Annotated in this window: 16 protein-coding genes and 2 rRNA genes (1 of these 18 running past the window's edge); 13 read left to right on the top strand and 5 right to left on the bottom strand. The window is 64.6% G+C overall.

Going from position 1 to position 19,812, the window contains the following annotated elements; genetic code table 11:
- The 3 genes from ACSQ3Y_RS30480 to ACSQ3Y_RS30470 all read left to right on the top strand — a co-directional run.
- A 23S ribosomal RNA gene (locus ACSQ3Y_RS30480) occupies nucleotides 1–1,983 on the top strand; it begins 896 nt to the left of the window's first position.
- Between the two features lie 150 nt (nucleotides 1,984–2,133).
- Nucleotides 2,134–2,246, top strand: a 5S ribosomal RNA gene (gene rrf / locus ACSQ3Y_RS30475).
- 212 nt (nucleotides 2,247–2,458) lie between these two features.
- The gene (locus ACSQ3Y_RS30470; RefSeq protein ID WP_436179880.1) at nucleotides 2,459–2,899 is read left to right on the top strand and encodes a YciI family protein; all 441 of its coding nucleotides are present in this window, start codon (nucleotides 2,459–2,461) and stop codon (nucleotides 2,897–2,899) included.
- A 186-nt stretch (nucleotides 2,900–3,085) separates the two neighbouring features.
- Here ACSQ3Y_RS30470 and ACSQ3Y_RS30465 read toward each other — a convergent pair whose 3' ends face one another.
- Nucleotides 3,086–4,204, bottom strand: a complete 1,119-nt coding sequence (locus ACSQ3Y_RS30465) for an MBL fold metallo-hydrolase (RefSeq protein ID WP_436179879.1) — start codon at nucleotides 4,202–4,204, stop codon at nucleotides 3,086–3,088.
- Nucleotides 4,205–4,321: 117 nt separating this feature from the next.
- On the opposite strand from ACSQ3Y_RS30465, the gene ACSQ3Y_RS30460 reads away from it, so the two are divergent.
- The 9 genes from ACSQ3Y_RS30460 to ACSQ3Y_RS30420 all read left to right on the top strand — a co-directional run bounded on the left by ACSQ3Y_RS30460 (nucleotide 4,322) and on the right by ACSQ3Y_RS30420 (nucleotide 13,433).
- Nucleotides 4,322–4,717 (top strand): MerR family transcriptional regulator, encoded by a 396-nt coding sequence (locus ACSQ3Y_RS30460; protein WP_436179878.1) that lies wholly within the window; start codon nucleotides 4,322–4,324, stop codon nucleotides 4,715–4,717.
- A gap of 54 nt (nucleotides 4,718–4,771) precedes the next feature.
- Entirely contained in the window at nucleotides 4,772–5,233 is a 462-nt protein-coding gene (locus ACSQ3Y_RS30455; protein WP_436179877.1) for a PaaI family thioesterase, read from the top strand.
- A gap of 216 nt (nucleotides 5,234–5,449) precedes the next feature.
- Nucleotides 5,450–6,640 carry an isovaleryl-CoA dehydrogenase gene (locus ACSQ3Y_RS30450; protein ID WP_436179876.1) on the top strand — a complete coding sequence of 397 codons (1,191 nt, stop codon included), beginning with the start codon at nucleotides 5,450–5,452 and terminating at the stop codon, nucleotides 6,638–6,640.
- 39 nt (nucleotides 6,641–6,679) lie between these two features.
- Nucleotides 6,680–7,339: a carbonate dehydratase gene (can, locus tag ACSQ3Y_RS30445; protein ID WP_305742313.1), complete on the top strand. Its 660-nt coding sequence runs from the start codon at nucleotides 6,680–6,682 to the stop codon at nucleotides 7,337–7,339.
- A gap of 35 nt (nucleotides 7,340–7,374) precedes the next feature.
- Nucleotides 7,375–9,177: a bifunctional isocitrate dehydrogenase kinase/phosphatase gene (gene aceK / locus ACSQ3Y_RS30440; RefSeq protein WP_305742314.1), complete on the top strand. Its 1,803-nt coding sequence runs from the start codon at nucleotides 7,375–7,377 to the stop codon at nucleotides 9,175–9,177.
- A gap of 77 nt (nucleotides 9,178–9,254) precedes the next feature.
- Complete coding sequence (locus ACSQ3Y_RS30435) at nucleotides 9,255–10,439, top strand: acetyl-CoA C-acyltransferase (protein ID WP_436179875.1); 1,185 nt, start codon at nucleotides 9,255–9,257, stop codon at nucleotides 10,437–10,439.
- Between the two features lie 71 nt (nucleotides 10,440–10,510).
- Nucleotides 10,511–11,551 (top strand): DUF695 domain-containing protein, encoded by a 1,041-nt coding sequence (locus tag ACSQ3Y_RS30430; RefSeq protein ID WP_436179874.1) that lies wholly within the window; start codon nucleotides 10,511–10,513, stop codon nucleotides 11,549–11,551.
- A 33-nt stretch (nucleotides 11,552–11,584) separates the two neighbouring features.
- On the top strand, nucleotides 11,585–12,253 hold the full coding sequence (locus tag ACSQ3Y_RS30425; RefSeq protein WP_057201547.1) for an SDR family oxidoreductase: 669 nt from the start codon (nucleotides 11,585–11,587) through the stop codon (nucleotides 12,251–12,253).
- 49 nt (nucleotides 12,254–12,302) lie between these two features.
- Entirely contained in the window at nucleotides 12,303–13,433 is a 1,131-nt protein-coding gene (locus ACSQ3Y_RS30420; RefSeq protein WP_057201548.1) for an acyl-CoA dehydrogenase family protein, read from the top strand.
- 169 nt (nucleotides 13,434–13,602) lie between these two features.
- Here ACSQ3Y_RS30420 and ACSQ3Y_RS30415 read toward each other — a convergent pair whose 3' ends face one another.
- From ACSQ3Y_RS30415 to ACSQ3Y_RS30405, 3 genes are read right to left on the bottom strand one after another with little or no spacing between them, the layout of a single operon-like run.
- Nucleotides 13,603–15,384, bottom strand: coding sequence for an ATP-binding protein (locus ACSQ3Y_RS30415; protein ID WP_428003382.1), 1,782 nt, complete (start codon nucleotides 15,382–15,384; stop codon nucleotides 13,603–13,605).
- Between the two features lie 15 nt (nucleotides 15,385–15,399).
- On the bottom strand, nucleotides 15,400–17,226 hold the full coding sequence (locus ACSQ3Y_RS30410; protein WP_436179873.1) for an ATP-binding protein: 1,827 nt from the start codon (nucleotides 17,224–17,226) through the stop codon (nucleotides 15,400–15,402).
- A complete protein-coding gene (locus ACSQ3Y_RS30405) occupies nucleotides 17,226–17,891 on the bottom strand; it encodes a LuxR C-terminal-related transcriptional regulator (RefSeq protein ID WP_436179872.1) in 666 nt (221 codons plus the stop codon). The genes ACSQ3Y_RS30410 and ACSQ3Y_RS30405 overlap by 1 nt, the downstream gene beginning before the upstream one ends.
- A gap of 261 nt (nucleotides 17,892–18,152) precedes the next feature.
- On the opposite strand from ACSQ3Y_RS30405, the gene ACSQ3Y_RS30400 reads away from it, so the two are divergent.
- Nucleotides 18,153–19,292: a hypothetical protein gene (locus ACSQ3Y_RS30400; protein ID WP_436179871.1), complete on the top strand. Its 1,140-nt coding sequence runs from the start codon at nucleotides 18,153–18,155 to the stop codon at nucleotides 19,290–19,292.
- Nucleotides 19,293–19,298: 6 nt separating this feature from the next.
- Here ACSQ3Y_RS30400 and ACSQ3Y_RS30395 read toward each other — a convergent pair whose 3' ends face one another.
- Nucleotides 19,299–19,778 (bottom strand): DUF421 domain-containing protein, encoded by a 480-nt coding sequence (locus ACSQ3Y_RS30395; protein WP_436179870.1) that lies wholly within the window; start codon nucleotides 19,776–19,778, stop codon nucleotides 19,299–19,301.
- Nucleotides 19,779–19,812 lie beyond the last annotated feature (34 nt).

The following is a 19,812-nucleotide window of genomic DNA, read 5'->3' as shown; positions in this document are numbered from 1 at the left end:
TATGCAAACTCCGAATACCGACGAGTACAGCTTGGGAGACAGAGCACCGGGTGCTAACGTCCGGACTCAAGAGGGAAACAACCCAGACCGCCAGCTAAGGTCCCTAAAATTGGCTAAGTGGGAAACGAAGTGGGAAGGCTAAAACAGTCAGGATGTTGGCTTAGAAGCAGCCATCATTTAAAGAAAGCGTAATAGCTCACTGATCGAGTCGTCCTGCGCGGAAGATGTAACGGGGCTAAGCCAGTTACCGAAGCTGCGGATGTGCAATTTATTGCACGTGGTAGGAGAGCGTTCTGTAGGCCTGTGAAGGTGTCTGGTAACGGATGCTGGAGGTATCAGAAGTGCGAATGCTGACATGAGTAGCGTTAAAGGGGGTGAAAAGCCCCCTCGCCGTAAGCGCAAGGTTTTCTACGCAACGTTCATCGGCGTAGAGTGAGTCGGCCCCTAAGGCGAGGCAGAGATGCGTAGCTGATGGGAAACAGGTCAATATTCCTGTACCGATGTGTAGTGCGATGTGGGGACGGAGAAGGTTAGCTCAGCCAACTGTTGGATATGTTGGTTCAAGCCTGTAGTCGTGCCTGGTAGGCAAATCCGCCGGGCTTAGATGAGGGGTGATAACGAGTCTGCTTGCAGACGAAGTGAGTGATACCCTGCTTCCAGGAAAAGCCACTAAGCTTCAGCTACACACGACCGTACCGCAAACCGACACTGGTGCGCGAGATGAGTATTCTAAGGCGCTTGAGAGAACTCAGGAGAAGGAACTCGGCAAATTGATACCGTAACTTCGGGAGAAGGTATGCCCCAAGTAGGTGAACTCGAACAGAGGGAGCCCAACGGGGTTGCAAAAAATCGGTGGCTGCGACTGTTTAATAAAAACACAGCACTCTGCAAACACGAAAGTGGACGTATAGGGTGTGACGCCTGCCCGGTGCTGGAAGATTAAATGATGGGGTGCAAGCTCTTGATTGAAGTCCCAGTAAACGGCGGCCGTAACTATAACGGTCCTAAGGTAGCGAAATTCCTTGTCGGGTAAGTTCCGACCTGCACGAATGGCGTAACGATGGCCACACTGTCTCCTCCTGAGACTCAGCGAAGTTGAAATGTTTGTGATGATGCAATCTCCCCGCGGAAAGACGGAAAGACCCCATGAACCTTTACTGTAGCTTTGTATTGGACTTTGAACAGATCTGTGTAGGATAGGTGGGAGGCTTTGAAGTGATGTCGCTAGATGTCATGGAGCCAACGTTGAAATACCACCCTGGTGTGTTTGAGGTTCTAACCTAGGTCCATTATCTGGATCGGGGACAGTGCATGGTAGGCAGTTTGACTGGGGCGGTCTCCTCCCAAAGCGTAACGGAGGAGTTCGAAGGTACGCTAGTTACGGTCGGACATCGTGACGATAGTGCAATGGCATAAGCGTGCTTAACTGCGAGACTGACAAGTCGAGCAGATGCGAAAGCAGGACATAGTGATCCGGTGGTTCTGTATGGAAGGGCCATCGCTCAACGGATAAAAGGTACTCTGGGGATAACAGGCTGATACCGCCCAAGAGTTCATATCGACGGCGGTGTTTGGCACCTCGATGTCGGCTCATCTCATCCTGGGGCTGTAGCCGGTCCCAAGGGTATGGCTGTTCGCCATTTAAAGAGGTACGTGAGCTGGGTTTAAAACGTCGTGAGACAGTTTGGTCCCTATCTTCCGTGGGCGCTGCAGATTTGAGGAAGCCTGCTCCTAGTACGAGAGGACCGGAGTGGACACACCTCTGGTGTATCGGTTGTCACGCCAGTGGCATTGCCGAGTAGCTAAGTGTGGAAGAGATAACCGCTGAAAGCATCTAAGCGGGAAACTCGTTTCAAGATGAGATCTGCCGGGGCCTTGAGCCCCCTGAAGAGTCGTTCAAGACCAGGACGTTGATAGGTCAGGTGTGGAAGCGCAGTAATGCGTTAAGCTAACTGATACTAATTGCTCGTGAGGCTTGACCCTATAACTTTGATAGCCGTGTACGCTCCTTCATGGACGTGTGCAAGCTTCGAAGATTGTTATGCCAAGTTGACGCAGTCAAAACACATAAAATCTGATTCCACTCTATGAATTCGTTGTCTTGCTCCAAGAGCAAGTCGACTCCAAGTTATGCCTGATGACCATAGCAAGTTGGTACCACTCCTTCCCATCCCGAACAGGACAGTGAAACGACTTTGCGCCGATGATAGTGCGGGTTCCCGTGTGAAAGTAGGTCATCGTCAGGCTCTTATAGCCCCAAATCCCCTCAGTCTCCAAAGGACTGGGGGGTTTTGCGTTTGGGCCGGCGAATCATGGCTGTTGCCGGTGCCGGCATTTCACGCCATGGCGCCATGGCCGTACGAAATTTCACCATTGCTGTCGAAATGGCAGTCCATCATCCGTCGTGCAGAAAGAGCCTTGGTGCGCTCTGACTTTCCCACCCCACGAGGAGATCCCGATGCGATTCATGGTACTGATCAAGGCCGATGCCAACAGCGAAGCCGGCGTGATGCCCAGCGAACAGCTGATGGCCGAGATGGGCCGTTTCAACGAAGAACTGGTCCAGGCGGGTGTGATGCTGAACGGTGACGGGCTGCACCCCAGTTCGAGGGGCGCCCGTGTGCGCTTTTCCGGCCAGGCACGCCAGGTGATCGATGGCCCTTTTGCGGAAACCAAGGAGTTGATTGCTGGCTTCTGGATCTGGAAGTGCGCCTCGCTGCAGGAGGCCATCGATTGGCTCAAGCGCTGCCCGAATCCGATGCTGGGGGAGTCCGAGGTCGAGATCCGGCAGATCTTCGACGCCGAGGACTTCGGCGCCGAATTCACGCCCGCATTGCGCGCGCAGGAAGAGCGCCTGCGCATCCAGATCGAGGAACAACAGCGGCAACAGGACGCCTGAGAGGCTGAGAATCTTTCGTCCATGCCCGCCTTGCACGCCAAAACACCCCGGATCGTCGTTGCAAATGCTCGCCATAGCACGAGCTATGGCTGTGCTTTGCGCCTGGATCCGAGGCGTTTTGACGCACCCCTCGGACACGGCCAAAAAATTCCCAGCCTCTGAGCGGCCGGCGCCTTTACCTTCGCTTTAGGCTGCGGCGGCGCTGGCCGTCTCCTGCTGATCTGCAGCGGCAAGGGACCCTGCCGGTCCGAAGCGGTACACCCCTTCGACGTCCATCACCCGGTCGAAGCGCCCATCGAGCCACAGCAAGTGCAGGTGGGCGAGCGCCTCGCCCAGCGCAAAGGTCATCTGGTGCGGGTCGAGCGGGCGCTTGAACATCACAGGCAGCACGTCGGTGGCCGACAGCGGGCCGGTGCGGCTGGCCTCCAGGATTTCCTGCAAGCGGTCCTGGTGGTGGCTTTGCAGCTGCCCTATGCGCACGTGCATGCCGGTAAAGGGCTTGCCGTGCGAAGGCAGGGTCAGCGTATCCGCTGGCAGGTCCAGGTAGCGCGCAATCGAGCTGAGAAACAGCCGCAGTGGGTCGGCTTCGGGCTCGGCCGCATGCACGCTCACATTGGTGGAGATGCGCGGCAGCACCATGTCGCCGCTGATCAAGACCGACAGCCCGGGGCAGTGCAGCGCGATATGTTCGGGCGCATGGCCATAGCCGCTGATGCAGTTCCAGGTGCGCCCACCGATCTCGATGGCATCGCCGTCCATCATGCGCCGGTAGGTGGTGGGCAGGTCCGGCACCAGCGAGTGGTAGTAGGAGCCACGGCCGTGCACATGGCTGAGGAACGCCTCGTCACGCGCACCGTGCGAGGTGTAGAAGTCGGTCCCGGCCTCGCCACTGAATCCGTCGCGGCTGCTTATCGCTGCGCGTGCAGCGTAGTAGTCGGTGGCACTGATCCACAGGCGTGCATTCCAGCGCGCGCACAGCCAGTGCGCCAGGCCGATGTGGTCAGGGTGCATGTGCGTCACGATCACACGCAGCACGGGCAGCCCGTCCAGGCTGGAGGCGAACACGTCCTCCCACTGCGCGCGCGTGAGCGGGTTGTCGATGCAGCAGTCCACCACCGTCCAGCCGTCCACCAGGGTGTTGCCCACGCGCTGGCGGTCGCGCAGCAGCCACAGGTTGATGTGGTCCAGCGCAAACGGCAGCCCCATGCGGATCCAGCGCACCCCTGGTGCCACGTCCATCGCCACCCCGGGTGCGGGAAGGGTGTCGCCCATGGGGTAGGTGATTTGGTGTTCGAGGGGGTTCATGCGGTGCCTGCTTGGGTTAGCATTGACGTTAACGTAAACGTCAGATTCACTGCATTGTAGGGACGGTTCGCGAAGCGACTGTCGCCAGTGCGAAACCTGCATTCTCCCGACTGCCCCATGGCCACCTCCTACACCATCAGTGACCTCGCCAAAGAGTTCGACCTCACCACGCGAGCCATGCGCTTCTACGAAGACATGGGGCTGCTGCAGCCCCAGCGCACCGGCCCGGCCGGGCGCAACCGCATGTACAGCGCGCGCGACCGCACGCGGCTGCGACTGACCCTGCGCGCCAAGCGCCTGGGCCTGTCGCTGACCGAGGCCAAGGAGATCATCGACCTCTACGACAGTCCGCGCGACACGGGCGCGCAACTGCGCAAATTCCTCGAGGTGCTGGGCGTGCACCGCAAGCAGTTGGAGGAGCAGTTGGCCGACCTGCAGGCCAACCTGGAAGAGGTGGAAGAGCACGAGCAGGAGGCCCGGGCACTGCTAGACAAGGTGGAGAAGCAAAAATGAGCCATAATTGACGTTTACGTAAACGTCAATCAAATTTCCTTCCAGGAACCTGCCGTGACCAGCCCAGCTTTCGAGGTAAGAAGCCCGCGCTATGCGGACCGCGTGAGAGACAGCTTTGCGCTGCAGGGCGCCATGCAGACGCTGGGTGCGCGCCTGGCCCGCATCAAGCCGGGTGCGGTGGACATCGAGTTCGATTGGGCTGCCAGCCTCACGCAGCAGCACGGTTTCCTGCATGCCGGCATGGTCGCCACAGCGCTCGATTCCGCCTGCGGCTATGCGGGGTTCACTTTGATGGGCGACGATGCGTCAGTGCTCACCATCGAATTCAAGATCAACCTGCTGGCCCCTGCCCAGGGCGAGCGCTTTCGCATGGAAGGCCGGGTGCTCAAGCCCGGCCGCACCATCACCGTGACCGAAGGGCGCGCCTATGCCCTGAGCGCCCAGGGCGACAAGCTGGTGGCCACCATGGGCTGCACGCTGATGGCCGTGACCGGCCGAGACAACATCCGCGGCTGAGATGACGCACCCCCTGAGTCGCTTCGCGCCTTCACCCCTCTCTCGACTCGCTGCGCGAGTCGGGAGGGGGACGCCCCCAGCGCGGCGGGGCGGCCCTTGCGCGGGGGCACTGGCCTCGCGCGCGCCAGTTTCATGCGTCGCGGGTGACGCGCAGCGCTATGGACAACTGAGATCGAATCCTCACCACCATCTTTACTTCCTACCAGGAGACAAACCATGAGCATCCCCGCCAACCTTCCAGGCCTGAACTTCCAGCTGGGCGAAGACATCGACGCGCTGCGCGACGCTGTTCGCGATTTCGCCCAGGCCGAGATCGCCCCGCGTGCCGCCGAGGTGGACAAGAATGACCAGTTCCCCATGGACCTGTGGCGCAAGATGGGCGAACTGGGGGTGCTGGGCATCACCGTGCCCGAGCAGTACGGAGGTGCCGCCATGGGCTACCTGGCGCACATGGTGGCCATGGAAGAAATCTCGCGCGCCAGCGCCTCCGTGGGTCTGTCCTACGGCGCGCACAGCAACCTGTGCGTGAACCAGATCAACCGCAACGGCAGCGAGGCGCAGAAAGCCAAGTACCTGCCCAAGCTGATCAGTGGCGAGCATGTGGGTGCGCTGGCCATGAGCGAGCCGGGCGCCGGCTCCGACGTGATCAGCATGAAGCTCAAGGCCGAGGACAAGGGCGGCTACTACCTGCTCAACGGCAGCAAGATGTGGATCACCAACGGCCCCGACGCCGACACCCTGGTGGTCTATGCCAAGACAGAGCCTGAGCTGGGCGCGCGCGGCGTCACCGCCTTCCTGATCGAAAAGGGCATGCCCGGCTTCAGCGTGGCGCAAAAGCTCGACAAGCTGGGCATGCGTGGCAGCCACACGGGCGAGCTGGTGTTCAACAACGTCGAGGTGCCGGCCTCGCAGATCCTGGGCGGCCTGAACCAGGGCGCCAAGGTGCTCATGAGCGGGCTGGACTACGAGCGCGCGGTATTGACCGGAGGCCCCCTGGGGATCATGCAATCGGTGATGGACAACGTGATCCCTTACATTCACGACCGCAAGCAGTTCGGCCAGAGCATCGGCGAATTCCAGCTCATTCAGGGCAAGGTGGCCGATATGTACACCGTGCTCCAGGCGGGGCGCTCGTTTGCCTACACCGTGGCCAAGAACCTGGACATGCTGGGGACCGACCATGTGCGCCAGGTCCGCAAGGACTGCGCCAGCGTCATTCTCTGGTGTGCCGAGAAGGCCACCTGGATGGCGGGTGAGGGCGTGCAGATCTTCGGCGGCAACGGTTACATCAACGAGTACCCCCTGGGGCGCCTGTGGCGTGATGCCAAGCTGTACGAGATCGGCGCGGGCACGAGCGAGATCCGCCGCATGCTGATTGGCCGGGAGCTGTTTGCCGAGACCTGCTGAAACGGCAGGCCCATTGACCTTATTGAGAGCCAGAAACCCATGCCCACATCCATCGAAGACCTGTTTGTCCACAACCGCGCATGGGCGGCCCAGATGGAGCGTGAACGCCCTGGCTTCTTCACCGGCCTGCTGGCACAGCAAAAGCCCAAGTACATGTGGATCGGCTGCTCCGACAGCCGCGTGCCAGCCAACCAGATCACCGGGCTGGAGCCGGGCGAAGTGTTCGTGCACCGGAACGTGGCCAACGTGGTCGTGCCCACCGACCTGAACTGCCTGTCCACCATCCAGTACGCGGTGGACCAGCTGCACATCGAGCACCTCATGGTCGTGGGCCACTACGGCTGCGGCGGCGTGCTGGCCGCGCTGGAGGGCACGCGCGTGGGCCTGGCCGACAACTGGATCCGCCACGTGCAGGACGTGCGCGACCGCCACCGTGAGCTGATTGCCGCCACCGCACCCGAGTGGCGCCACGATGTGCTGTGCGAGCTCAACGCCATCGAGCAGGTGGTCAACATCGCACAGACCACGGTGATGCTCGACGCCTGGGGCCGCGGCGACAAGGTCACCCTGCACGGCTGGTGCTATGGCCTCAAGGACGGGCTCATCAACGACCTGCACATGACCATCGCCGGCACCGAGGGCCTGGACTCGCTGTACAGGGCCGCCATCGCCGGCGTAGCCGCCACCCGGCGGGGCTGAGCCCGCAGGCCCCCTGCAGGATCGGTAGGCAGCCCATGTTCCCGCAACGACTCGACTCGCCTCAGGCGTACGACATCGCCAAGGCGATGATGGATGGCTTCAACCGCCACTACCGCCTGTTCCGCACCGAGTCCGCGCGTGCCAAGCACCGCTTCGAGACCGCCGACTGGCATGGCCAGCAGCGCGCCCAGCGCGAGCGCATCGAGTTCTACGACCTGCGCGTCAAGGAGTGCGTGCGCCGGCTCGAAAAGGAGTACGACGCCGGCACCCAGCCCATGGACGTGTGGCACCAGGTCAAGCTGCACTACATCGGCTTGCTGGTCAACCACCACCAACCCGAGCTGGCCGAGACCTTCTTCAACTCGGTGACCTGCAAGATCCTGCACCGCACCCACTTCCACAACGACTTCATCTTCGTGCGGCCTGCGGTCAGCACCGAGTACATCGAGAACGAAGAGCCGGCCGCCCGACCCACCTACCGCGCCTACTACCCCTCGCGCGAGAGCCTGCACGACACGCTCACCCGCATCATCGACAACTTCCAGCTGCAGGGCAGCTTCGCCGACCTGCCGCGTGACACCGGCCATGTGCTGCGCGCCATGCAGGGCCGCCTGGACAAGGTGCGCCTGCGCGCCAATTTCCAGATCCAGGTGCTGGCCAGCCTGTTCTTTCGCAACAAGGGCGCCTACGTGGTGGGCAAGATCATCAACGGCTTCCAGGAAGTGCCGTTCGCCCTGCCCATCCTGCACGACGACGAGGGCCGCCTGTATATCGACGCGGCCCTGTTCGGCGAGGACGATCTGCAGATGCTGTTCAGCTTTGCACGCGCCTACTTCATGGTGGACATGGAGATCCCGAGCGCCTACGTGCAGTTCCTGCGCAGCCTCATGCCGCGCAAGCCGCGCGCCGAGATCTACAACGCCCTGGGCCTGGCCAAGCAGGGCAAGACGCTGTTCTACCGCGACTTCCTGTACCACCTCAAGCATTCGAGCGACCGCTTTCGCATCGCGCCCGGCATCAAGGGCATGGTCATGCTGGTGTTCGACCTGCCGTCGTTCCCCTTCGTGTTCAAGCTCATCAAGGACTTCTTTCCGCACCAGAAGGAGACCACGCGCGAGCAGATCAAGGCCAAGTACCTCCTGGTCAAGCAGCACGACCGCGTAGGGCGCATGGCCGATACGCTCGAATACAGCGAGGTGGCCTTTCCCCGCGACCGCTTCGACGATGAGCTGATCGCCGAGATCCAGAAGTTCGCACCCAGCCAGCTCGAAATCAGCGACCGCGACGGCGACGGCCAGACCGAGGTCATCATCAAGCACCTGTACATCGAGCGGCGCATGATCCCGCTCAACATCTACCTGCAGGAGGCCTTCGACACCGGCCTGTCGGACAACCGCGCGCGCCAGCAGATGGAACACAGCGTCATCGAGTACGGCAACGCCATCAAGGACCTGGTGGCGGCCAACATCTTCCCGGGCGACATGCTGTGGAAGAACTTCGGCGTCACGCGCAACGGCAAGGTCGTTTTCTACGACTACGACGAGATCGAATACCTCACCGACTGCCACTTCCGCCGTGTGCCCACGCCGCGCAACGAAGAAGAAGAGATGAGCGGCGAGATCTGGTACGCCGTGGGCCCGCGCGACGTGTTTCCAGAGACCTTCGGCCCCTTCCTGCTGGGCAACGACGCCGTGCGCGCCGTGTTCATGCAGCACCACAGCGACCTGCTGGACGCCGCCTTCTGGCAGTCGCACAAGGAACGCATCCAGGCGGGCCATGTTTATGACGTATTCCCCTACGACACCGACCGCCGCTTCACGGGAGCGCCGCGCGACTGACGGGCCAGCCCTTTCAGCCCGTGGCATCCCACCGCAACCCTAGCGACTCACCCCCTCACCTTTCAGGAGACAACACCATGAACCAGGATCCCATCGTCATCGTCGGCGCCGCACGCACCCCCATGGGCTCGCTGCAGGGCGATTTTTCCAGCCTGTCCGCCCATGACCTGGGCGGTGCCGCGATCAAGGCCGCCATGGAGCGCGCCGGTGTCTCGCCCGACGCCGTGGGCGAAGTGCTGTTCGGCAACTGCCTGATGGCCGGCCAGGGCCAGGCGCCTGCGCGCCAGGCGGCTTTCAAGGGCGGCCTGCCCAAGGGCGCGGGTGCGGTCACTCTGTCCAAGATGTGTGGCTCGGGCATGAAGGCCGCGATGATGGCGCACGACATGCTGCTGGCCGGAACGCACGACGTGATGGTGGCCGGCGGCATGGAGAGCATGACCAACGCCCCCTACCTGCTGCAGAAGGGCCGCGGCGGCTACCGCCTGGGCCACGACCGCATCTTCGACCACATGATGCTCGACGGCCTGGAAGACGCCTACGAGGCCGGCCGTTCCATGGGCACCTTTGGTGAAGACTGCGCCGCCAAGTACCAGTTCACGCGCGAGCAGCAGGACGCGTTCGCCACCGCCAGCGTGCAGCGCGCCAAGGCCGCCACCGAGTCCGGCGCGTTCGCGGCCGAGATCGTGCCCGTCACCGTCAAGACCCGTGCGGGCGAGACCCTGGTGTCGGTGGACGAAGGCCCGGGCAAGGTCAAGCTCGAAAAGATCGCCAGCCTGAAGCCCGCCTTCAAGAAGGACGGCACCATCACCGCCGCATCGAGCTCCAGCATCAACGACGGCGCCGCCGCGCTGGTGATGATGCGCGAATCGACGGCCAAGAAGCTCGGCTGCAAGCCCATCGCCCGCATCGTGAGCCATGCCACGCACGCGCAGGAGCCCGAGTGGTTCGCCACCGCCCCCCTGGGCGCCACGCAGAAGGCGCTGGCCAAGGCCGGCTGGGCCGTCGGCGACGTGCAGCTGTGGGAGATCAACGAGGCCTTCGCCGTGGTGCCCATGGCGCTGATGAAAGAGCTCGACCTGCCGCACGACAAGGTCAACGTGAACGGCGGCGCCTGCGCCCTGGGCCACCCCATCGGTGCCAGCGGCGCGCGCATCATGGTCACGCTGATCCATGCGCTCAAGGCCCGGGGCCTCACCAAGGGCCTGGCCACGCTGTGCATCGGTGGCGGCGAGGCCACGGCCATGGCGCTGGAACTGGTCTGATTTCAGCCCGGCATATTCGGCCAACAATAGCGACTTCGCCACCACCATCCTCCGCCCCGGAGCACGCTGCCATGGAATCCAGCACCGCCGCCATCACCGCCTTCTGGCGCGAGTTCGCCGACACCGAGGCTGCCCTGCATGCCATGCCTTTGCGCGAACGTGTGGAGGAGGGCAATGTGCTGCTGGAGCGGCACCTGGAAGGCCTGGCGCTGGAGATGTCCGGTGGCGACGGGGATGCGGTGGTGGACATGATCGTCACCGCCCACGGCAGCATCGAATGCTTTCCCCTCCTGATGCAGGTGGTGGCCGCCGCGCCCCGGCTGCAGCACCACACCCTGCGGGCGTTCCGCGAGCGCACGCAGCAGCCGGACTTTCCCATCGGCATGGACGGCTTCGAGCTGTCCACCTCCGAGGTGCTGATCGCCTGCAGCCAGGACGACGGCCAGGCAGCGCTCGAGATCCGTTTCGGCCGCGAGATCCCGCAGGATTTTCAGGACCATGCGCGCAACATGGCCTTCATCATGATCGACCATGTGCTGGGTGAGTATGACTTTGCCGTGAAGGTCGGTGCCGTGGACTTCGTAGACGAGTCCGCAGACCCGGATGCCGAGTGGACCCCGCTCAGCCTGCTGCCCCCCGTATTCGACCGCTACTGGAGCGAAACCCTGGGGCGCACCGGCGACTTTCCCAGCGGCGAGCATGTCTGGGGGGGCATGACCCTGGCCTTTGGCGGGTCGGACGACGAAGACGCCGGCGAGCCGCAGGACACGGCGCTGGTGATGGTCAACCGCAGTGCCAACCCGGTCGCGATGCGCGCCGACCTGGCCTATGCCCTCACGCTGGACATTCCCGTCGGTGACCGCGACGAGCTCCAGGTTGCGCAGGACCTGCACGATCAGGCGGCCACCCTGCTGGAACTGTCGCAGCTGGGCATCCTGGCCTACACCATGACCCGCAGCGGGCGCCGCAAGGCCGTGTACTACGTGGGCGATGAACAGCTGGCCAAGCAGGCACTGGCGCCGCTGCTGCTGCGCGATGAGGCCGCCTCGCTGGAGACCACCACGAGCTTCGATCCCGCCTGGTCGGGCTATTTCGAGTTCGCCATCCACTGACCAGCGCTTTCATCTGAAAAGGATTCCCATCCCATGGCAACGATTCTCATCATCGGCGCATCGCGCGGCATCGGCCTGGAGTTGGCGCGCCAGTACGTGGAGGCCGGCGACCGCGTGATCGCCACCGCGCGCGACGACGCCGGGCGTGAGCGCCTGCAGGCACTGGGGGCCCAGCCGCTCACGGTGGACGTGGCCAACCCCGCCAGCGTGAGCGGCCTGTCCTGGCTGCTCGACGGCGAGAAGATCGACCTGGCGCTGTACGTGGCGGGCGTGATCCGCAGGCCCAACGCGCTCACGCCGCCCACGCAGCAGGATTTTGACGCCGTCATGCACACCAACGTGCTGGGCGCCATGCAGGCCCTGCCTCAGGTGGCGCCCATGGTGGCCGACGCGCAGGGCGTGTTCGCCTTCGTGTCCAGTTCCATGTCGCAGATCGGCAGCGTGGACGACAGCGACTCCTGGCTCTACCGCACCAGCAAGGCCGCCCTCAACATGGCCGTGGCCTCGGCCCAGCACGACTACCCGGGCGCCACCCTCGTCACCATCGACCCCGGCTGGGTGCAGACCGAGATGGGCGGCGGCGAGGCCCCGCTCACGGTGCAGGAGAGCGTGCGCGGCATGCGTGCCACCCTGGCCAGCGTGACCGGTGCCGACAAGGGGCGCCTGCTGCACCATGACGGCCGGCGTGCTGATCACTGGTAGCCGTGCCCGCCTTTCTTCCTTTCCAACAACAAGTGCTTTCGGAGACCCCATGCTGCTGACCCAAGACCAGGAAATGATCCGCGACGCCGTGCGCGATTTTGCACAGGCCGAACTGTGGCCCCACGCGGGGCGCTGGGACAGGGAGCACCACTTTCCCAAAGAGGCGCACCAGGGCCTGGCCGCGTTAGGTGCCTATGGCATCTGCGTTCCCGAAGAGCTGGGCGGCGCCAACCTCGACTACGTGACCCTGGCCCTGGTGCTCGAAGAGATCGCTGCGGGCGACGGTGGCACCAGCACCGCCATCAGCGTGACCAACTGCCCCGTCAACGCCATCCTCATGCGCTATGGCAATGCGCAGCAGAAGAAGGACTGGCTCACGCCGCTGGCCCAGGGCCGCATGCTGGGCGCCTTCTGCCTGACCGAGCCACATGTGGGGTCCGACGCCTCTGCGTTGCGCACCACTGCCGTGCGCCAGGGCGACGAATACGTGATCAACGGCGTCAAGCAGTTCATCACCAGCGGCAAGAACGGCCATGTGGCCATCGTCATCGCCGTGACCGACAAGGGCGCGGGCAAGAAGGGCATGAGCGCCTTCCTCGTGCCCACCGACAACCCCGGCTACGTGGTGGCGCGCCTGGAAGACAAGCTGGGCCAGCACAGCAGCGACACGGCGCAGATCAACTTCGACAACTGCCGCATCCCGGCCGAGAACCTGATCGGCGCCGAGGGCGAGGGCTACAAGATCGCCCTCGGGGCGCTCGAAGGCGGGCGCATCGGCATCGCCGCGCAGAGCGTGGGCATGGCGCGCAGCGCCTTCGATGCGGCGCTGGCCTATTCCAAGGAGCGCGAGAGCTTTGGCACGGCCATCTTCAACCACCAGGCGGTGGGTTTTCGCCTGGCCGAATGCGCCACGCAGATCGAGGCCGCGCGCCAGCTCATCTGGCATGCCGCCGCGCTGCGCGATGCCGGGCGCCCCTGCCTCAAGGAGGCGGCCATGGCCAAGCTGTTCGCCAGCGAGATGGCCGAGCGCGTCTGCAGCGCCGCCATCCAGACCCTGGGCGGCTATGGCGTGGTGAATGACTTCCCGGTCGAGCGCATCTACCGCGATGTGCGCGTGTGCCAGATCTACGAAGGCACGAGCGACGTGCAGAAGATCATCATCCAACGCGCCCTGGCCTAAGAGGCTGAGAATCTTTCGTCCATGCCCGCCTTGCCCGCCAAAACACCCCGGCTCGTTGTTACAAATGCTCGCCATAGCCCGAGCTATGGCTGTGCTTTGCGCCTAGATCCGAGGCGTTTTGACGCGCACTTCGGACACGGCCAAAAAATTCCCAGCCTCTGAGTCGCGCTCACGCGCCGGTGGGCCGCAGCCACTGCGCCAGCAGGGCGTGCAGCGTGGCGGCGTCGACCGGCTTGCGCAGCACCAGGTAGCCTTGCGCGTCGGCCTCCTGCAACTCGGGCGCATCGAACTCGCCGCTGACCATGGCGCCGTGCGCATCGGGGTATCGCTCCAGCAGGGCTCGCAGCACCTCGAAGCCGCTTTCCCCCGAGCGCAGCCGCTGATCGCACAGAATGGCCTGCGGCGTGAACCCGGCTTCGATGTGGGCGAAGGCCTCGCCCGCGTTGGAGGCCAGGCGCACTTCCACCTCCCAGGTGCCGAGCAGGGCCGACCAGGCTCCCAGTACCTGCGGGTCATCGTCCAGTACCAGGCAGCGCCCCTGCAGCGGGCCGTGGCGCCCTTGCGCGCCCATCGGCGCCAACTGGGCGGACAGCGGCGGCGCCTCGGTGGCAGGCAGCTCGATCCAGAAACACGAGCCCTTTCCGAGCTGGGATTGGAGGCCCTGGCGGGCGCCCATCAGTGCCACGCAGCGTGCCACCACGGCCAGTCCCAGGCCATGCCCGCTGCGGTGCAGCTCCCATGCGTGGTGGGGGCGGTAGAAGGCCTGGTAGATCTGGCCCTGCTCTTCCAGGGCCACCCCCACCCCGGTGTCCCACACCTCGATGCGCCAGTGCTGGCCACGCCGCCGCGCGCCCACCAGCACCCCGCCGTGCGGCGTGTAGCGCAGCGCGTTGTGCACCAGGTTGGCCAGTGACTGGCGCACCAGCGCAGGGTCGGCCAGCACCGTGGCCTCATGGGGCGGCCGGTGCAGGCGAAGTGCCAGGCGCCTGGCCGCCGCTTCCGTGGAGAACTGGGTCTGCAGGTCATCGAACAAGCTGGCCAGTGCTACGGGTGCGGGCCGCAGTTCCACCGCGCCCGACTCGATGCGCGACAGGTCCAGCAAGGCATCGAACATGTGGCTCACCGAGCGCATGCTGAGCCGCCACTGCGTTAGCAGGCCCTCCAGCCGCGGGATGCCCTGGCCATGCAGGGCAATGGCTTCGGCCAGCAGGCCCATCGCATGCACGGGCTGGCGCAGGTCGTGCGCGGCGGTGCTCAGAAAGCGGTTTTTCTCCGCCAGGGCCGTCTCTGCGGCGCGGCTGGCCCGGAGGTAGCGCTCGGCCAGGTCCCGGCTGCGCTCCTCGAGCACGATCTGGCGCACGAAGAAGCGGTGCGCATGGAAGGCACTGCGGTAGATCACCAGGTTCATCACCAGCGTCATGGGCAGGATGAAATACCAGTGTCCCGGAAACGACCAGGGCAAAAGCGCCAGGCTCCAGGCCATGCCGAAGAACAGCGCGCGATAGATGCCCCAGTGAGCGGTCATCTGCGCCGCATTGACGGCTGCGATCCCCATGAGGGTGGTGTGCAGCAGCAGCATGAAGTCATAGGTCGCACCCGTGATGGACAGCGCGACCAACAGGGACAGGGCCCCTCCGTGGCCCAGCGCGAGCCATTGCAAGCGTGGCTGCCAGGTGGCGAGCACCTCCATGGCCTTGCGTTCCGACTGATCCCGCAGGTAGCGGCGATGCAGCCGCCATACGGCCCACAAGGCCGGCAGGTAAAGTGCCCCCCACACGAAAAGCCCCACGGGGTTTCCGCCCAGCCAGGCCAAAAGTCCTCCGAACAGCAGGCCCATGGAGGGCATGGCCATCATGCTCAGGCGCAGGCGGGCAAAGGCGGCACTGAGCAGCCGCAAACGGCCTTCGTCGCTGGGCGTGCTGGTTTCCAACAGGTGCTCTGGCGTGTCCATGCGCAACGGGCTTCGTCAGTGGCTGTACCGGGGCGCCAGCCACTGGGCCAGCACGGCGTGCAGCCGGACCACATCGAGCGGCTTGGACAGCACCAGGTAGCCTTGGTTCTCGGCCTCCTGCAGATCGGGCGAATGCAGTTCGCCGCTGACCATGGCGCCATAGGCGTCGGGGCAGTGCGCCATAAGCGCCCGCAGGATGTCGAAGCCGCTCTCGCCCGAGCGCAGGCGCTGGTCGCACAGGATGGCGCGGGGGCGAAAGCCGCCGTCCACCAGGTCCCAGGCCTCGCTGGCACAGCTGGCAAAGCGGGCGTCGATGCCCCAGGCCTGCAACAGCGCTGACCAGGCTGCGGCCACCTGCGGGTCGTCGTCGATGACCATGCAGGTGCCCGCCAGCGAACTCAGGTCGGGTCGGCCGCTGCCCTCGCCTGCGTCCCATGCCAGGCCTCTGTAGCGTGCCTGCTGGGGGTCGCTCTCGACCAGGGTGGCATGGGGCAGGTGCAGCCAGAACCGAGACCCCTTGCCCAGGCGCGAGACCAGCCCATAGTCCGCACCCATGAGCTTGGCGCAGCGCGCGACGACGGCAAGGCCGAGGCCGTGGCCGTTGTTGTCGATGTTCCAGGCGTTCCGCGGGCGGTAGAAGGGCGAGTAGATGCGCAATTGGTCCTCCAGGGCTACGCCCACACCGGTGTCCCATACCTCGATCTGCCAGCCCCCGCGGCGCGGGCGGGCGGTGAGCAGCACGCCGCCGCGCACGGTGTAGCGCAATGCGTTGTGCACCAGGTTCACGACCGACTGGCGCAGCAGGTCCGCATCGGCCAGAGCGGCGGCCTGGGGGCCTGGTGGGCGCACGCGCAGCAGCAGGCCACGCGTGCGCGCCTCCTCGCGAAACAGCGCGAGCACATCGTCGAAGAGCGCATCCAGCGCCACGGGACCGGCATGCGCGGTTACATGGCCGCTTTCGATGCGCGACAGGTCCAGCAGCGAGTTGAACATCAGGTTCACCGAGCGCACGCTGCGCTGCAGGTCGGCCAGGGGCGCATCCAGGCCCCCATCGCGGTTGCGCCGTGCAATGGCTTCGGCCAGCAGGCCCATGGCGTGCACGGGCTGGCGCAGGTCGTGCGCGGCAGTGCTCAAAAAGCGGTTCTTCTCTTCCAGGGCCGCCTGGGCTTCATCACGTGCCGCCAGGTAGCGCGCCGCCATCTGCGCGCCGCGTTCCTCCAGCCGGATCTGCTGCACGAAGAAGCGGTGCGTCGTATGTGCGTGGCGGTAGATGATCAGGCTGTGCAGCAGCGCCAACGGCAGGATGAAAGGCCAATGGTCCGGAAACAACCAGATCAGGAGGGGCAGCGATGCATTCCAGCCCGCCATGAACAAGCGCATGAACACGCTGAGCACGGGTGTCTGGAGTGTGGCGTTGCCGACGATGATGGCGGCGTTGGTCACCAGCAGCAACAGTGCGAAGTCGTAGCTCGCGTGGCCCGCCACGATGGCCATGGGCGCGGTGATGCCCGCTCCGTGCAGCAAGGCGCATGTTTCGAGCCGGGGCTTCCATTTGCGCACCAATGCCTCGGCATCCAGGCGCTTGCGGTCGCGCAGATGCAGGCGCCGCTGCACGACCATCACCCCGGCAAACAGGGCGTAGAAGCCGCACCATGCCCACATCCAGCGCGCATCGTGCCCTTGCGCATAGAACAGCGTGAGCGTCAGTGCCAGCAGCGGCAGCACGAAGATGCTGGTGAGCAGAAGGCCAAAGGTCATCTGCAGCAGGCGGGCGCGCCCCTCCATGCTGATGGGGGCGTCGTCGGACCACTCGGCCGAGGGCGCTGCCGCCGGCGAGGCCATCAGCCCGCAGGTCCTGCCAAGACCAGCCTGCGCCCGCGCAGCTGGGTGATGGCCTCGATGCGGTTGCGCGCGCCCAGGCGCTGCAGGATGGCGGTGATGTGTTCTTTCACCGTGCTCTCCGACAAGGCCAGGTCCAGCGCGATGCGCTTGTTGGGCTGGCCGAGCAGCACCAGTGCAAGGATCTCCCCCTGGCGTGCGGACAGGCCCAGCTCGGCCGGGGTCACCGGCAGCTCGCGGCTGCGCAGCCCGCCGGGCTGCACGCGCCCTGCGGGCACGAACCAGGTCAGCCCGCCCAACAGCGCATGCACGGCCTGGGCAAACGTGCCCGGGCTCTCCTGCTTGTGCACAAAGCCATGTGCTCCGCCTGCGCGGGCGCGTTCGGCCAGGAGCGGGTCGTCATCGCCGCTCATCACCGCAATGGCGGTGCCGGGGCAACTGGCACGCAGCTGCGCAATGAGGCCCAGGGCCGCGCCTTCCACCAGCCAGAAGTCGATGAGGGCCAGCGCCGGTGCCCCATGCACCTCCACCTGCTGCAGGCAGTCGGCCGCATCGGTGGCCAGCCGCATTTCCATGTCAGGGCGCAGCGAACGCAGGAACTCTGCAACCCCGCGCGCCACCAGGGGATGGTCGTCAAGAATGATGGCGTAGGGGGACGTTGGAGGCATTGGGTGGGGGGAGACCGCTGTGGCAGGCAAATTCTGCCAAGTGTTCCGCAAGATGGGTGCGGCGCAAACCCTACCGGAGTAGGGTTGGCAAAGGCGTGGCTACATCCTGATACCTTGAGGACCTGGTCCCGGGGCACTGCTGGTGATCCGCATCACCAGCCCATTGCACCTGGTGATTGGACACTGGCAGCACACCAACCAGGTGGGGCCAGAGTGCATGCCATGCGCCCAGAGCTCCCACCATCTTGAGAGGAGCTGCCCATGTCTGTTCATTCCCGCGCGCGGCGCGTTGTCCCCGGTTCTTTCCACTTGAATACCCGTGCTGTCTGGCACTTTGCGCCGCTGGGACTGGCTGCTGTCCTGTTGTGCGGCTGCGGCGGTGGTGGTGGGGCCGACAGCCCGGCTGCGCCCGACCCCTCCACTCCAACGCCACCGGGCCCGTCCGTACCGCCGCCAGCGCCGGTGCACTACACGGTGGGCGGCACCGTCACCGGCTTGGCCGCCGGCCAGACGCTGGTGTTGCAGAACCAGGGCGCGGACGATTTCACGGTGGGGGCCAACGGCAGCTTCGTGATGGCCGCCAGTTGGCCTGCGGGCAGCAGTTATGCCGTCACCATCAAGACCCATCCCACCGGCCAGCAGTGCTCCGTCTCGCAGGGTGCAGGCACGCTGTCCTCCACTGTTGCCAGCGTACTGGTCGATTGCGTGAATCTGCCTGCAGCAACCTACACGCTGGGCGGTATGGCAAGCGGGCTATCAGCAGGTCAGTCGGTGGTACTGACCAATGGCGGCAGTGAAGACCTGACCGTTTCAGCGGATGGAGGTTTCACCTTCACCAAGGCATTGGTCGATGGTGCGGTGTACGCGATCACCGTGAAGACTGCGCCCGCCGGTTCAGGCTGCGTGGTGCGCAACGGCTTCGGATCGGTGGCTGCCACCAGCGTGGACAGCGTGGCGGTGCGGTGTGCCCCTCTTGCCACCTTGTCCGAAGGCCCATGGGAGCAGGACCAATGCCTGCCCGTGACCGGCGCATCGGCCGGGCTGCGGGATCTGTGGCGCCTCTCACGCTCCGGCAATTCTGTTTCTGTAGGCGCTGGAATGGTGTCTTACCGCAGCCCCCAATGCGATGGCGCTGGCACCGCGTCCTCAGGCCCATTGAACGGCACGTTCTCATTCGAGCAGGAGCGAACCGAGGCCACTGCCGAGCTTGCGGCTTTCTGGGGCAACCGGCGCTACATCGCCACGAGCATGGGGCCGACCAAAATGGTGTTGGTGCGCAAGGCCAACCACCTGTGTCTGCTGGAGGACACGGCCACGCCATCGGCCTTCCCCGATGCCGCCAGCCTGGGGCCTGCCGTCACTGCGGCCATTGCGGCCGGCAAGTGCTATACGCCGCGCTGACGCGGTTCAACCGGCACTGTCGCGTTTGCGCAGCACCACGGTGATCTGCCCGTTGGTTTCGATGGTGGCACGCTCCACCTCGTGCAGGTACAGGCAGCCGCTGGCGCGCAGGGCGGCCTCCAGGTCGTCGGTGGAGAGCAGTTCCTTGTGCATCAGCTCGGTGTGCACCTTGCCCTGGTCCACCAGCACGCGCGGTTTGCCGTCGATCAGGCGCTCCAGCCAGGCGAAGCGGAAGGTCAGGTTGGCCAGCACCACATGGCAGCCCATGAGGGTGCTGGCCGAGATGAGTCCGCCGATGAGCGAGTTGTCGCCCGCGTTCATCGAGTTCTGCACGGCGTTGGACAGGATCAGCAGCAGCACCAGGTCGAACGGCGCGTACTGCCCCGTCTGGCGCTTGCCCGTGAGCCGCAGGAAGACCAGCAGAAACACGTAGACCAGGACCCCGCGCAGCACAAACTCCCACCAGGGCACGCTCATTTCCCACATGGTTCGACTCCTCGGGTGGTGATATTCATGCGTG

The organism is Acidovorax sp. LjRoot66 (assembly GCF_964253305.1).
In the GTDB taxonomy this organism is placed as follows: domain Bacteria; phylum Pseudomonadota; class Gammaproteobacteria; order Burkholderiales; family Burkholderiaceae_C; genus Acidovorax.
Note: the sequence above shows the minus strand (reverse complement) of the source record. Positions and strands in the feature narration are given on the sequence as shown.

What these genes read in the sequence shown, in the direction of transcription:
- ACSQ3Y_RS30465 (WP_436179879.1), bottom strand. Translation starts at nt 4,204, where the DNA reads ATGAACCCCCTCGAACACCAAATCACCTACCCCATGGGCGACACCCTT.
- ACSQ3Y_RS30470 (WP_436179880.1), top strand. Translation starts at nt 2,459, where the DNA reads ATGCGATTCATGGTACTGATCAAGGCCGATGCCAACAGCGAAGCCGGC.
- ACSQ3Y_RS30405 (WP_436179872.1), bottom strand. Translation starts at nt 17,891, where the DNA reads ATGCCTCCAACGTCCCCCTACGCCATCATTCTTGACGACCATCCCCTG.
- ACSQ3Y_RS30395 (WP_436179870.1), bottom strand. Translation starts at nt 19,778, where the DNA reads ATGTGGGAAATGAGCGTGCCCTGGTGGGAGTTTGTGCTGCGCGGGGTC.
- ACSQ3Y_RS30435 (WP_436179875.1), top strand. Translation starts at nt 9,255, where the DNA reads ATGAACCAGGATCCCATCGTCATCGTCGGCGCCGCACGCACCCCCATG.
- ACSQ3Y_RS30425 (WP_057201547.1), top strand. Translation starts at nt 11,585, where the DNA reads ATGGCAACGATTCTCATCATCGGCGCATCGCGCGGCATCGGCCTGGAG.
- aceK (WP_305742314.1), top strand. Translation starts at nt 7,375, where the DNA reads ATGTTCCCGCAACGACTCGACTCGCCTCAGGCGTACGACATCGCCAAG.
- can (WP_305742313.1), top strand. Translation starts at nt 6,680, where the DNA reads ATGCCCACATCCATCGAAGACCTGTTTGTCCACAACCGCGCATGGGCG.
- ACSQ3Y_RS30420 (WP_057201548.1), top strand. Translation starts at nt 12,303, where the DNA reads ATGCTGCTGACCCAAGACCAGGAAATGATCCGCGACGCCGTGCGCGAT.
- ACSQ3Y_RS30430 (WP_436179874.1), top strand. Translation starts at nt 10,511, where the DNA reads ATGGAATCCAGCACCGCCGCCATCACCGCCTTCTGGCGCGAGTTCGCC.
- ACSQ3Y_RS30400 (WP_436179871.1), top strand. Translation starts at nt 18,153, where the DNA reads ATGTCTGTTCATTCCCGCGCGCGGCGCGTTGTCCCCGGTTCTTTCCAC.
- ACSQ3Y_RS30460 (WP_436179878.1), top strand. Translation starts at nt 4,322, where the DNA reads ATGGCCACCTCCTACACCATCAGTGACCTCGCCAAAGAGTTCGACCTC.
- ACSQ3Y_RS30450 (WP_436179876.1), top strand. Translation starts at nt 5,450, where the DNA reads ATGAGCATCCCCGCCAACCTTCCAGGCCTGAACTTCCAGCTGGGCGAA.
- ACSQ3Y_RS30410 (WP_436179873.1), bottom strand. Translation starts at nt 17,226, where the DNA reads ATGGCCTCGCCGGCGGCAGCGCCCTCGGCCGAGTGGTCCGACGACGCC.
- ACSQ3Y_RS30415 (WP_428003382.1), bottom strand. Translation starts at nt 15,384, where the DNA reads ATGGACACGCCAGAGCACCTGTTGGAAACCAGCACGCCCAGCGACGAA.